The following is a 13,310-nucleotide window of genomic DNA, read 5'->3' as shown; positions in this document are numbered from 1 at the left end:
AAAATTGCAACTTTTTCAGATCAAAGGTTTGGTGTTCCGCATTGTGACAGGTCCTATAGGGACGAACACTTATCTGTTAGAAACTGATCCTAAAATCGTTGTCGATCCAGGATACGGTATTGGAACGATCGTGAGAGAACCCTGCGTGGTGCTTCTCACACATGGTCATTTCGATCATGTCTGCGGTTTGAAAGAATTGAATGCCAAGAAAGTTTACATTTCCAGGAAGGATTCAAAACATTTGAGAGATCCCCTTTTGAATCTGTCTTCATACTTTGGGGAACGGTTCGTTTTCGATGGAACAATTGAAATCCTCACAGAAAATGTGTTGAATGAGGGTGGATTAGAATTTCAAATTATCCATGCTCCTGGACACACACCAGGTTCGATTCTACTAAAAGTCAGCGATGTGATCTTCAGTGGTGATACAATCTTTTTGGACAGTATTGGTAGAACCGACCTTCCCAGTGGTGATGAAGCGACGATGGTGAGAACCTTGAAACGATTAAGGCAGATCTTCAAAAGTTTTAGACCAGATTCAATGATTCTACCAGGTCATGGGGAGTTTGGAACGATCGAGTACATCTTGAAATACAACGATTTTTTGAAGGAGGAAAAAGAGTGAAGAAAATCTTTTTAGTTTTCTTCATTCTCTCAGTTCTTAACGGTTGTACGATCAGGATCGTAGAAGTTCCGCCGCGTGCCTATTCGCTCGAATCTGCGGTGAAAATTGTTCAGGGCAAATACGTCCTGGTTCATACCGATATTTTTGACAACTATGAAGGGATCGATGCGAGAGGAACTGTGGCGATTTATCGTGATAATAAAGGGCAGATGTTTTTGTTTTACGGTCTCAAGAGGTTTGATGGTTCTTCAAAGAATCTGTGGAAGTCTATAGTGAAGAAGTATGGTGTATGGAATTTCGGAATTTATATAGATCTTCCATCTTTCGGTTATTACAGCACCAAAAAGGGAGGTAAGACCATTACTGCTTGGTGGAAGGACGTTTGGCTGTTCGTCGTTGAGTCGAGTGAAAATTCAAAAGGTTTCGTGAGGGACGTCATGAACGCCTTTGCAGAGGTGGGGGGTGTGTTGAGATGATTTTGTTAGCTCATAGAGGTTACTCAGCGCGTTATCCAGAGAACACCCTCATCGCATTCAAAAAAGCCCTCGAGCTTGGAGCAAACGGCGTCGAGTTGGATTTGAGGAGCACAAAAGATGACAAAGTCGTGGTGATTCATGACGAAGATCTAAAAAGATTGTGTGGTGTGGATGTGAAGGTCTCGGATTTAACGCTGGAAGAGCTCAAAGGTTATGCGGTGAGTGGTGAAAGAATTCCATCTTTTGAAGAAGTACTTACCATGTTCGATCAGAAACACATCTTGAACGCAGAGATCAAAGAAGCAAGGGTTGCCCAGAAAGCTTTACAGCTCATCGATGAGTTTCATCTTACAAAGAGTGTGGTTGTCTCTTCGTTCGATCACGAACTGATAGTTCGATTGATAAAACAAAGGCCAGATATGAAGTTTGGTTTCCTCGTTGGTGAAGAGTTGAGGTATGATCCAATTGAATTGATAGAAAAACTCTTGCAATACAGACCATATTCAATGCATTTACCACACCAGCTCTTCGATTATCCAATCTTGTCGAACAGGATAATCAAACTTGTCAAGGATCTAGGCGTAAAGGTCTATGTCTGGACATTGGATGATATCAACAAATATCATCGTATAAAGTACCACATAGACGCAGTGATAACCAACGAAGTCGAGCTCTTTGTGAATGAGCTGAGGAAGTCGTGACTCTTATGAAGGTAAATCAAATGTGCCAACGTTTGATCGATGAACCTTTAAGTCTCCATACCAGCTTCAGGATAGGAGGTCCAGCAAGATTGTTTCTGGTACCGCAGTCGATCCAGCAACTTGTCTGTGCTTTAACTCTCTTTCCGGGTGCGAAATTGCTGGGGAAGGGTACGAACGTTTTACCACCAGATGAAGGTGTAGATGTAGTGATCAATACTTTGGGTCTGGATAGGTTCTACTTTGATAATGATTCGTTGGTGAGTGAGGCTGGCGCTCAGCTCAGCAAACTTTGCATAGAAGCGGCGGAACGCGGGCTTTCGGGCTTGGAATTCGCTTACGGTATACCTGGTACGATCGGTGGAGCTGTTTACATGAACGCTGGTGCTTATGGCGGTCAAATTTGTGATGTGATAGATTGGGTTGAGTTTTTTGATGGGGAACGTGTGATGCTTGCAAGCCGCGATCAGCTCTACTTTTCTTATCGCGATAGCGTCTTCAAAAGAAACGGTTGGGTGGTTCTCAGGGTGTGCCTCAGAATGGTCAAATCTGACAGCAAACTGATTCGTTCGAGGATGGAACAAATAATGAGAAAGCGTATCGAAACACAACCACTCGATCTACCGAGCGCAGGAAGTTTTTTTAAACGTCCAAAGCCAAACTTTTACGTAGGGAAAGCCATTGAAGAACTTGGTTTGAAAGGATACAGGATCGGGGATGCGCAAATTTCTACTAAGCACGCAGGCTTCATAGTGAATTTGGGATCTGCGACAGCAAAAGACGTGTTGACTCTCGCTGAGGTTGTGAAGAGACTCGTGCAGGAGAAGTTCAACGTTACCCTAGAACCAGAGGTTGATGTGTGGTAGGTGTTGAACGTGAAATCTCGCCCTGAGGGTGTCTTCTTGATCTTGCTAACTATTTTTTCTTTGCTTTTCTTGCTCTGTTTTCAAGCTTACAATTCCAAAAGATCTCAGCTGAAAAGATACGAGATGATCTTGGAAGCGTACAAACTCTATGCAAATGAACAATACGAAGAGTTCGAAAAATATGTGGACAAAAACGATTTAAAGGAATTCAAAGGATTCAAAGACGAGCTGAAGCATCGTCTTTTCGAGAAATACTACGCGTTTGGAGTTGTGAAGTTCCAAGTGGGAGACTTCTCGTCTGCGGCTGAAAACTTCAAGAAGGCTCTTCAACAACTCCATCAAAACGATCAAAGGCAGGTGGAGTTGATTTATCTCATAGGTCAAAGCCTGGCGAAGGCTGGCCGAACCAGCGAAGCTAAACTTCAATTGAGCGCAGTACTCGATATGCCGAACTCTTTCTATAAAACACAGGCGATCAATTTACTTATAGATCTTTACAAACAAACTGGAGAGAAGGAGAAAGCTGAGCAAGTTGCAAAGGTTTATGGGGAGGTAATGAAGTGATGAGAAATCTTTTTGGTACAGACGGGGTGAGGGGTATCTACGGAGAAGATTTAACCGATGAGCTTGCCTACAAGTTAGGTTTAGCACTCGGCGAGCTTTATGAATCCGCACAGTTCATAATTGCTTGCGATACGAGAGAATCATCTGAACCTATTCAAAAAGCTATCGTGAAAGGATTGTTGGAGAAAGGAGCAAAAGTGAGAATTGCTGGCATACTGCCTACTCCAGCAGTAGCAATGATCACAAAGTTGCTGGACTGTTTTGGCATAGTGATATCGGCTTCGCACAATCCTTATCAATACAATGGAATAAAGATATTCAGATCAGGCTTCAAACTTCCAGATAGTGAGGAAGAAATGATCGAATCGATCATGGAGAATGTTTCGGGCGGTGTACAAAGGGGCTTTTTGGAAATCGATCCGCAGTTACGGGAAATTTATCTGAGAACTGTCTTAAAATTGTTCAGCGAAATCAATTTGTCTGGTATTAAGATCGCAATCGATCTTGCCAATGGAGCGGCAATCACAACTGTGCCAGAGGTTCTAAACGCACTAGGTGCGAGTGTGGTTTGTTTTTCTAACACTCCCAACGGTCGGAATATAAATGAAAATTGTGGATCACAGCATCCGGAATTCCTTGCTAGGCATATCGCTGGTTTTGACCTCGGTGTTTTGCATGACGGTGATGCCGATAGATGCGTATTACTCAGTGAAAAGGGTGAAGAAATCCACGGCGACAAGATCATGGGTGTAATTGCAACGAGACTCAGAGAGGAGAATCGTCTGCGGAAGGACACGATCGTGGCAACAATCATGAGTAATAAAGGTTTAGAGGATTATTTACAAAATCGAGGTATAAAGCTTTTAAGGGTGAAAGTAGGGGACAAGTATGTGCTGGAGGGTATGCTGAAGGCAGGTGCGAGCTTCGGTGGAGAGAGGTCTGGTCACATCATCTTTCTGGACAGATCAACTACCGGCGATGGTTTGATAACTGCCCTTGAGTTCCTGAGATTGATGGTTACGACAAACAAAAGTTCGTCTGAGTTGGGAGCAGAAGTTCAGGATTATCCTCAAATTCTACTCAACGTTCCGGTACAGGACAAATCAGTTGTGGAACATCCGCTGCTGAAAATGGAACTGGAGAAACATATGAAAGGACCATTTCGGGTCGTTGTGAGACCATCCGGTACAGAAAAGTTGATTCGCGTGATGGTGGAGGGAAAGGAAGAAGTTCGAGTAAAGCAACTCGCTGAAGAACTGTGTGCTCTCATTCGTGATCTGGACAGGAGGTGATGTTGATAGATGCGTCTCGCTATTTGCGTTGGCTCATCGAGCGTTTCAGCTTTTGGAGACAGAGGAGTGTTATGGCTTTCACACAACGGTGATCCAATTGGGGCAGTTGAAAAAATCCTGAAGGATTTGCCAGAGAACCTCCAACTCGTTTTCACAGGTAGAAAGTTGAGAAAAATTTTTAGAGCCCCGAATATCCCCGAATCACTTGCGGTTGAATTCGCTTACAAGAGTTTGAGATATAAGTATGGCGAATGTGATGGAATTGTGAGTGCTGGTGGCGAAAATTTTGTGTTGTACCAACTCGATCGAGCCGGTGAGGTAAGTTCAATTCAAGTGGGAAGTAAGTGCGCATCCGGTACAGGTGAGTTCTTTCTGCAACAGTTGAAAAGAATGGGATTGGATCTTTCAGTTATAGATTCGGTGAATTCAGATGGTTTCTACAGGTTGTCCTCACGTTGCACGGTATTCTGCAAGAGCGATTGTACTCACGCTTTGAACAAAGGTGTTCCGAAAGATTTAGTGCTCAATGGTTTAGGCAAAGTTATGGCTGACAAAATACTTCAACTTGCGAACAATGCGGGTGTGAAAAGAATTCTGATCGTTGGTGGTTCCACGAGGAATAAACTCATGTTGAAATATCTCAATGGTCGTATTGATTACGTCATCCCAGATGAAGCAACTTATTTCGAATCTTTCGGAGCATATCTTTGGCTTGTTGAAAACAATCCAGAAATTGTAAAGAAATACCATATCATTCCAAAACAGATACCCTCAGCCTTCCTCAGATTGGCTCCATTATCGAAATATGTATCCATGGTGGAGTTCAAAACTATCGAGAACGGAAAAGCCGAGTTGAACGATGAATGTGTTCTTGGTGTTGATGTTGGCTCTACGACCACTAAAGCAGTGCTTGTAAGATTGAGTGACAAGAAGATTCTGGCGAAAAGCTATCTCAGAACGCTTGGAGACCCGATTGGTGCTTCAAGAAAATGTTACAAAGAAATTCTGTCTCAACTGAATGTTCCTGTGAAAATAATTGGAGTTGGCGTTACCGGTTCTGGTAGGAAGATCGTTGGTCTTCACGTTCAAACAAAAGCTGTCTACAATGAAATCATGGCTCATGCAAAAGCTGCCGCACATTTCGACCCTGAAGTTGACACGATCTTTGAAATCGGTGGGCAAGATGCCAAGTATACCTACTTGAATGAAGGTGTGCCGTACGATTACGCCATGAACGAGGCCTGTTCTGCTGGAACCGGTTCCTTCCTGGAAGAAGCTGCTCGCGAGTCTTTGAACATAGATTATAGGCAAATTGCAGACTATGCGTTGAAGGCTCAAAACCCCCCGAACTTCAGCGACCAATGTGCGGCCTTTATAAACAGTGACGTAAAAACCGCTATACAAGAAGGCATCTCTGCCGAAGACATATGTGCAGGTTTGGTCTATTCGGTTTGTATGAACTATCTAAATAGAGTGAAAGGCAACAGACCCATTGGGAACAAAGTTTTCGTCCAGGGTGGTACCTGTTACAATAAAGCAGTACCACTTGCGATGGCTGCACTGACTGGAAAGAAAGTGATAGTTCCCCCTGAACCAGGACTCATGGGTGCATATGGTGTAGCACTCATGACGATTGAGAACATCGAAAAAGGTATTTTGGAGAGGAAACATTACGATATACGTGAGCTAGCAGATCGGGAAGTGAAATATTTAAAACCATTCACTTGCACTGGTGGAAGAATTGGCTGCGACAGAAAATGCACCATCAGTGTCATCGAAGTCAACGGAAAGAGGATACCGTACGGTGGAGCGTGTAATCTATATGAATCTTTCAGGGAGCACAAATTCGATGTGAACGATCTTGACTTTGTTGCTAAGAGAGAAAAGATGGTTTTTGAATTGAAAGAAAACGGTCACGGAAAACGTGTTGGCATTAGTAAATCGTTCGTAATGAACGTGTTCTTCCCATTTTTTTCTACATTGTTTGCAACACTCGGATTTGAAATAGTTCTACCTGATGAACCAGAGGAATCTGGAAAAGATAGGATGGGTTCAGAATTCTGTTTCCCTGTTGAACAGTCACACGGTTTTATACTTTCGCTCTTGAAGAAGAACATTGATTTCATCTTTCTTCCGAGGATAAGGGGGGCAAAGCCGGCTGGTTCAAATGTGAAAGGTGTATATTGTCCCTTCGTTCAAAGTGAAGCGGATTGGTTAAAAGCGGACATAAAAGAACTAGAAAATGTTCAGATTCTCTCATGTGAACTTGATTTCAATGATCCAGAGGAAAAGGTATTTAAAGCTATCTTCGAAATGTTCGAAAATCTTGGTTTCAGAAAAGAAGAAGTTGAGATAGCTTTCGAGAAAGCAAGAAAGAGTCAGAAAGATTTTGAAAACAATCTGAAACGGTTGGGAGAGTTGTTCATTCGAAAAGTTGAAGAGAGTGATATGGGTATTGTCATCTTTGGGAGAGCTTATAACGCTTTTCTAGGATATGCAAATCTAGGTGTGCCAAGAAAGATCGCAAGTTACGGTTATCCCGTGGCAAGTTTCGATGCGCTTCCGTTCGAATCGAACCAAGGTTATGAAAACATGTATTGGACGTGGGGAGAAATGATGATCAAAGCCGCTAGATACGTGAAAAATCATCCAAAGCTTTATCCTGTTTTCATAACGAATTTCAGCTGTGGTCCAGATTCTTTTATTCTATCTTATTTCAAGACCATCATGGGTGAAAAACCTGCGCTCATACTCGAGCTTGACAGTCACACCGCAGACGCTGGGATAGAAACACGCATAGAGGCATTTTTAGATATCATCAAGTGTAGAAAAGGTGTTAAAAAAGAACGAACAATTTCAGGATCACTCCAAGTTCAGATAGACAAATCTGGTGTCTTCGTTCTGAAGGACGGTGTGAAGATCCCTTGGACCGATCCAAATGTGAAGTTGGTTTTTCCAACGATGGGGGCTTTTGGAGCTCGTTGTTTGGCTTCTGCTATTTCAAGGTTTGGAGTGAAAACGCATGTTTGTCCTCCCCCAGGAGAAATTGAATTCAGGATTGGTAAAGGTAATTCACTGTCTAAGGAATGTTTACCTCTACACTTGACATTAGGTTCATTGATAAGGTATCTTGAAGAAAGGCCCAAAGATGAGATCACTCTCTTTTTCATGCCAACAACGTCTGGTCCCTGTAGATTTGGACAGTACAGCGTTTATATGAAGCTTTGGTTAGAGCAGAATGGAGTTCAAAACGTCGGGTTGGTCTCATTGAACTCAGAGAACGCTTACGGTGGATTAGGGATAGACTTCACGATTAGAGCCTGGCTCGCTATACTCATTTCCGATTTGTATTCAAATTTGGAGAATTCTTTGAAAACCCTCGTTAGAGATGAAAATTACATTGATTCGTTGGTTGAGAGGCATCAAAAAATGGTCCTTGAGAGCCTGCGCAAGGATACCATAGCTGGTTTCTTTAAAACAGTAGAAAAAATTTGTTCTGAGCTTGAGAGACTCAACTTGAAGGAAGCGTACGAGAGAAGTCCCAAAGCGATGATGACGGGTGAAATATATGTTCGTTGGGATGAGTTCAGTAGAAAGAGGATAGAAGATTTGTTTGCACAAGAAGGTATCATCCTACACATATCACCCATACATGAGTGGATTTACTACATCTACTACATCTTCATACAAAGACTTGTAAACAAGGATTCAACAAAATTTCAAAGGATCAAAAAACGTATGGAAATGCGGGTTTTGAGATATTTCGAGCGAAGAATGAAAAATCTGTTTGCCCGTACAGGTCTCTGTGACATACGCATGCTGGATATCACACATGTGGTTGAAACCGCTCGTCCGTACCTTTCTCCAATGTTGACTGGAGAAGCTATTTTGACTGTTGGTAGTGCTCTAGCTGAGATCGGAGAATACTATGATGGGGTTCTGGCTGTTGGTCCTTTCGCTTGTATGCCTACTAGAATAGCCGAATCGATACTCAAGAAAGCCATAGAAGATAAAAAGCGGAAGCTTGGCAAGCCCTTGCCATTCATTTCTATCGAGCTGGATGGAAACCCATTCACACCGTCCATTGAAGCAAGAATAGATGCATTCATTGCTCAATTAAAGCAATTCAAGAAGAGGAGTGAAACTCTTGCCGGTGCTGTTTCTCACCGGTGATGCCGAAGTTTTGAAACAAGAATATGTAAAAGAACTCTGCATGAAAGTGAAAGCCAAGAGGATGAGGATTGAAATTGAAGAAAAAGAGATGGCTTTCAATCTGCTCACTCAGAGTAGTTTTTTCCTCGACAACGTGTTGCTCGACATCGTTGACTTTGATGACTGGAAAAAAGATGAGCAGAGAAAGCTACTACAACTCGCTGAATCTTCAAACATCACTGCGGTCGTTAGAACCCAAGAGGCGATAAAAGCGAAAAACGTTGCCACTTTTTTTGTACCGAAACCATGGGAGCAGGAAAAATGGTTAACCTACATAGCTGAACGTCTAAGGAAGCATGGTATTTCTGCTTCACGAAGTATTGTGGAAATGATTTTTGAGCGAGTGGGACCGAACGATGAACTCCTCGAAAAGGAAATCGAAAAATTAGCTTGTGTTTCAAATCGGCCAGATGAAAAACTCGTTCGAGAGTTGATCGTATCCCATGCTAAAGCGGACCTTGAGGAATTCTGCTTCGTCGTTTCGACGAAACGCTTCAAGGAAGCCCATGCAATTCTTAAATCGATATTGAGTCATACAGAAGCTGTCGTGGTGGTTTCGACAATCATCAGGCATTTTCTCGATCTTTATAAACTTGTCCTTTTTGCGGATAGAAGAAGCAGTTACTCATGGCCTGTGGTAAAACAATTGGCTGAGAGTTTAGGCTTGGGGCTTGGGAAAACCGCAAAATTTCTTGGTTTTTCTTTCAAAGGGGAAGAAAAAACTTTGAATCATGTGGTTGCTTACGATGTGGAGAAGTTAGAAAAGATTCTTGAAAGGCTTTACTGGCTTGATCTTACCGTGAAAAGCTCACCAACGCCCAATTTACTTTTACACAACTTTTTGTTTGATCTCAAACAGATTCTCGGTGATGAGGGAAAATGAAACTAATATTCAGGCAAACTAAGTTCAATCGATACAGTATCACTGCTCTTCTCAGTGCTGTTGCTAGCAAGATCGATTTTGTCGAAATTGTCGTTGCTGAAAAAATTGAAGAAATCCTCAATGCAACTGATGAAGGTTTTGTCGCTTATTCTTTCATGAGTTTTGATTTGCCCTGGGTCAGTCAGGAGATAAAGTTGCTCAAGTCTAAAGGTTACACACTTCTGGCTGGAGGTCCGCATGCGACCGCTCGTCCTAACGAATGTCTCAAGCTGGGTTTCGATCATGTCTTCACCGGTGATGGCGAAGAAAATTTGATCAAATTTTTGATGGGAGAAAGACGTCCCATATTCGATGGAATAAACAACCGAGTCGATCTGAACGAGTATCCCCCATTTTCGGTTGAGTTAGCAAGATTCATGCCTATAGAAATCACCAGAGGCTGTCCTTTTAATTGTGGTTATTGTGAGACATCTCTGGTGGCTGGCAGAACCGTTCGACACAGAAGTGTTGAGCAAATCGTCTATTACTGTCAGCTTGGAATGAAGAAAGGAAGATATGTGGCTCGATTCATAACACCAAACGCATTTGGATATGGATCAAAGGATGGTGTCACGCCAAACGTGGAAACGATAGAATCTTTGTTGTTCAACCTCAGGAAGATAGGTATGAGAGAGGTATACTTCGGCACGTTCCCTTCGGATGTCCGACCAGAGTCTGTCAACGATGAGATAATGAACGTAGTCAAAAAGTATGTAGACAATAGAAGTATAATCGTTGGAGCACAAAGTGGAAGTGATAGGATCCTCAGGTTACTGAATAGAGGGCACACAAAAGATGATGTTTTGAACGCTGCAGAAACGATATTGAATCACGGTTTCGTGCCACACATAGACCTCATTTTCGGCTTTCCGTTCGAAACGGATGAAGACAGGGAAGAAACAGTTCAATTCATGGAGAAACTTGTGCAAATGGGTTGCAAAATACATGCGCACAGCTTTTTGCCATTGCCAGGAACATCTCTGGAATCAGTAGGGAGTGCTCATTTACCTGACTGGTTGAAAAAGAAGTTGTCAAAATTTGCTTCCGAGGGTAAATTGAACGGTTACTGGCAGAAACAAGAATATATGTCTCGCTCGCTTTTCTCTGAAATGTCGCACAATCCATCGTAACGATTGCTTGTGTTTATAGTTTTTGTGAATTGTTGTTAAAACAGATTTGGAAGGTGTGTGTTAAAATGTTCGCACGGAGGGATTAACTTTGCCAGAGAAATTTTGCTCCTTTTGCGGTAGATCGTCCAGTCAAGTGGGAAAGTTGATAGCTGGTCCGAACGCATACATATGCGACGAGTGTGTTGAACTGTTTCATGATCTTTTAACGACCGACAGGAGAGTCAGGAGGGAACGAAGAAGACCTCTGCCGAAACCTGCTGAGATAAAAGCTGAACTGGATAAGTACGTGATTGGGCAGGAGAAAGCCAAGAGAATCATATCTGTGGCTGTGTACAACCATTACAAGAGAGTTTTCTACGGGGGTAGTTTCGATGATGTTGAGATGGAGAAATCGAACATCATGATGATTGGTCCGACTGGTAGTGGAAAAACTCTCATAGCTCGCGTATTAGCAAAGATATTGGACGTACCATTCGCTATAGCGGACGCCACACCCCTCACTGAAGCTGGTTATGTGGGTGAGGATGTAGAAAATGTGATACTGCGCTTGCTTGAGGTTGCGAATTTCGATATCGAGAGAACCCAGTACGGAATCATTTACATAGATGAGATCGACAAAATAGCGAGAAAATCTCCAAATCCATCCATCACGAGAGATGTTTCAGGAGAGGGTGTACAACAAGCCTTGTTAAAGATCGTCGAAGGTACCATTGCGAACGTACCACCACAAGGTGGAAGGAAACATCCATATCAGGAATTCATCAAGGTGGACACAACGAACATACTCTTCATAGTTGGTGGAGCTTTTGACGGTCTGGAAGAAATAATCAAAAGGAGAATACAAAGTTCTTCTATGGGTTTTGGGGCTCAAATAAGGAGTAAGAAACAAATGAGACTTGGAGAGATCCTTTCTCATGTGACTCCAGATGATTTGGTACAGTACGGTATGATACCAGAGTTCGTGGGTCGATTCCCTGTAATAGCGACACTCGATGATCTCACCGAGGAAGACTTGGTGAAAATACTCAGTGAGCCAAAGAATGCTTTGATAAAGCAGTACAAAAAGTTGTTTGAACTTGACAACGTACAACTCGAGATAGAGCCAGAAGCATTGATTGCCATTGCTCGAAAGGCGTTAGCACGTGGAACTGGTGCGCGTGCCCTACGGAGTGTCTTTGAGGAAGTCATGATGGATGCCATGTTTGAATTGCCATCATCCAAAAATGTGGAAAAAGTCATAATTACAGCTGCAGCCGTGGAAGGTAGAGAAAAACCAAAACTCGTGATACGGGAGATAGCTTGATGAAAGTTCTAGCGATCGAAACTTCTTGTGACGAAACATCCGTTGCTGTTCTTCAAGATGAGGAAATTTTGTCCAATGTAGTGATGTCTCAAGTTCAAATTCACGAGCCTTTTGGCGGAGTGGTCCCGGAGATCGCCGCAAGGCATCATTTGAAAAATCTTCCGCAGATTTTCAACATGGCTCTGGAGGAAGCCAAAGTTGAGTTGAAAGAAATCGATATCGTTGCAGTCACACATGGCCCGGGCCTCATTGGAGCTCTGATGGTTGGTATATCATTTGCGAAAGGACTATGCCTTGCTTTAGGAAAACCTATCGTTGGAGTGAATCACCTTCTCGGTCACACTTACGCAGCCAAGTTGAGTTTTCCTCACCTTAATCCACCTTATCTAGCTTTGTTGGTGAGTGGTGGTCATACTGAATTACTTTTGTTCAAAAATGATCCAATTGAAGCTGAGGTGCTTGGAAGAACTGTTGATGATGCCGCTGGAGAAGCTTTCGACAAAGTCGCAAGGTTGCTTCAATTAGGCTATCCTGGTGGGCCAGCCATAGAGAGAGCGTCAAAGTTTGGTGATCCAAACAGATTCCGCTTTCCAAGAGCGATGATCGAAAAAGGAAATTTGAATTTCAGCTTCTCGGGGTTGAAAACTGCCGTTTTGTATCTTCTCAGGAACGAAGAGAAATTTAACAGTTTCGACATTGCTGCTTCTTTCCAAGAAGCAGTAATTGATATCCTCGTTTGGAAACTAATCCACGCTGCTGAGTTGACACATGTGAAGAAACTTTTACTCGTTGGTGGTGTGGCGGCCAACGAGAGATTGAGACAAAAACTTAAGGAAGAATGTTCAAGAAAATCTTTTGAAATCTATATTCCCCCCGCAAGTCTATGCGTAGACAATGCCGCGATGATCGCGAGGGCAGCCATCGATTTGGCGAAGATCGGGAAATTTTCGGATCTCAGCTTGAATGCCGTACCTGACCTTTCTTTTTGAGAAGTTTCTGTCTGACTTTGGTAGCTTTTTCGGCCAAGATCAAGACGTGTCCACTGTCTATGTAAATCACACTTCTTGCTTGAGCACCATAGGTGAGGTTCACCATCTTGTTCGAAAAATTCGCCGTTTCTCTCAACTGCTTTGCCATAGCACTACTTACGGGAACGACTGCTTTGATTCTATCACTGTTGACAAAAACACCTTTAACTATCTGAATCAACATGATCTCCCAT

12 protein-coding genes are annotated in these 13,310 nt (G+C 42.8%); 11 read left to right on the top strand and 1 reads right to left on the bottom strand.

Going from position 1 to position 13,310, the window contains the following annotated elements; genetic code table 11:
* Positions 1–4: 4 nt before the first annotated feature.
* The 11 genes from NZ875_02500 to tsaD all read left to right on the top strand — a co-directional run bounded on the left by NZ875_02500 (position 5) and on the right by tsaD (position 13,077).
* Positions 5–625, top strand: a complete 621-nt coding sequence (locus NZ875_02500) for an MBL fold metallo-hydrolase (protein ID MCS7174609.1) — start codon at positions 5–7, stop codon at positions 623–625.
* Positions 622–1,101 carry a DUF3242 domain-containing protein gene (locus NZ875_02495; protein ID MCS7174608.1) on the top strand — a complete coding sequence of 160 codons (480 nt, stop codon included), beginning with the start codon at positions 622–624 and terminating at the stop codon, positions 1,099–1,101. The genes NZ875_02500 and NZ875_02495 overlap by 4 nt, the downstream gene beginning before the upstream one ends.
* On the top strand, positions 1,098–1,802 hold the full coding sequence (locus tag NZ875_02490; protein ID MCS7174607.1) for a glycerophosphodiester phosphodiesterase: 705 nt from the start codon (positions 1,098–1,100) through the stop codon (positions 1,800–1,802). The genes NZ875_02495 and NZ875_02490 overlap by 4 nt, the downstream gene beginning before the upstream one ends.
* Before the next feature lie 20 nt (positions 1,803–1,822).
* The gene (murB, locus tag NZ875_02485) at positions 1,823–2,665 is read left to right on the top strand and encodes a UDP-N-acetylmuramate dehydrogenase (protein MCS7174606.1); all 843 of its coding nucleotides are present in this window, start codon (positions 1,823–1,825) and stop codon (positions 2,663–2,665) included.
* 36 nt (positions 2,666–2,701) lie between these two features.
* On the top strand, positions 2,702–3,229 hold the full coding sequence (locus tag NZ875_02480; GenBank protein MCS7174605.1) for a hypothetical protein: 528 nt from the start codon (positions 2,702–2,704) through the stop codon (positions 3,227–3,229).
* Positions 3,229–4,521, top strand: a complete 1,293-nt coding sequence (gene glmM / locus NZ875_02475) for a phosphoglucosamine mutase (protein ID MCS7174604.1) — start codon at positions 3,229–3,231, stop codon at positions 4,519–4,521. Before NZ875_02480 ends, glmM begins: the two co-directional genes overlap by 1 nt.
* 9 nt (positions 4,522–4,530) lie before the next feature.
* A complete protein-coding gene (locus tag NZ875_02470) occupies positions 4,531–8,694 on the top strand; it encodes an acyl-CoA dehydratase activase (protein ID MCS7174603.1) in 4,164 nt (1,387 codons plus the stop codon).
* Positions 8,669–9,616, top strand: a complete 948-nt coding sequence (locus tag NZ875_02465) for a hypothetical protein (GenBank protein MCS7174602.1) — start codon at positions 8,669–8,671, stop codon at positions 9,614–9,616. Before NZ875_02470 ends, NZ875_02465 begins: the two co-directional genes overlap by 26 nt.
* A complete protein-coding gene (locus NZ875_02460; protein MCS7174601.1) occupies positions 9,613–10,785 on the top strand; it encodes a TIGR04013 family B12-binding domain/radical SAM domain-containing protein in 1,173 nt (390 codons plus the stop codon). The genes NZ875_02465 and NZ875_02460 overlap by 4 nt, the downstream gene beginning before the upstream one ends.
* Positions 10,786–10,873: 88 nt before the next feature.
* Complete coding sequence (clpX, locus tag NZ875_02455) at positions 10,874–12,088, top strand: ATP-dependent Clp protease ATP-binding subunit ClpX (protein MCS7174600.1); 1,215 nt, start codon at positions 10,874–10,876, stop codon at positions 12,086–12,088.
* Entirely contained in the window at positions 12,088–13,077 is a 990-nt protein-coding gene (gene tsaD, locus NZ875_02450) for a tRNA (adenosine(37)-N6)-threonylcarbamoyltransferase complex transferase subunit TsaD (GenBank protein MCS7174599.1), read from the top strand. The genes clpX and tsaD overlap by 1 nt, the downstream gene beginning before the upstream one ends.
* Here the strand turns inward: tsaD and NZ875_02445 are convergent.
* Positions 13,043–13,300 carry a DUF370 domain-containing protein gene (locus tag NZ875_02445; protein ID MCS7174598.1) on the bottom strand — a complete coding sequence of 86 codons (258 nt, stop codon included), beginning with the start codon at positions 13,298–13,300 and terminating at the stop codon, positions 13,043–13,045. The two genes, tsaD and NZ875_02445, sit on opposite strands and share 35 nt — an antisense overlap.
* Positions 13,301–13,310 lie beyond the last annotated feature (10 nt).

The sequence above is a fragment of the Pseudothermotoga sp. genome (assembly GCA_025060105.1).
Taxonomy (GTDB): Bacteria; Thermotogota; Thermotogae; order Thermotogales; family DSM-5069; genus Pseudothermotoga_A.
The sequence above is the reverse complement of the archived record's forward strand: the minus strand, read 5'-3'. Positions and strand labels throughout refer to the sequence as shown.

Bases quoted from the DNA above. Each gene is read 5' to 3' on its own strand.
- NZ875_02460 (MCS7174601.1), top strand. From the start codon at position 9,613: ATGAAACTAATATTCAGGCAAACTAAGTTCAATCGATACAGTATCACT.
- glmM (MCS7174604.1), top strand. From the start codon at position 3,229: ATGAGAAATCTTTTTGGTACAGACGGGGTGAGGGGTATCTACGGAGAA.
- tsaD (MCS7174599.1), top strand. From the start codon at position 12,088: ATGAAAGTTCTAGCGATCGAAACTTCTTGTGACGAAACATCCGTTGCT.
- NZ875_02470 (MCS7174603.1), top strand. From the start codon at position 4,531: ATGCGTCTCGCTATTTGCGTTGGCTCATCGAGCGTTTCAGCTTTTGGA.
- NZ875_02445 (MCS7174598.1), bottom strand. From the start codon at position 13,300: ATGTTGATTCAGATAGTTAAAGGTGTTTTTGTCAACAGTGATAGAATC.
- NZ875_02490 (MCS7174607.1), top strand. From the start codon at position 1,098: ATGATTTTGTTAGCTCATAGAGGTTACTCAGCGCGTTATCCAGAGAAC.
- murB (MCS7174606.1), top strand. From the start codon at position 1,823: ATGTGCCAACGTTTGATCGATGAACCTTTAAGTCTCCATACCAGCTTC.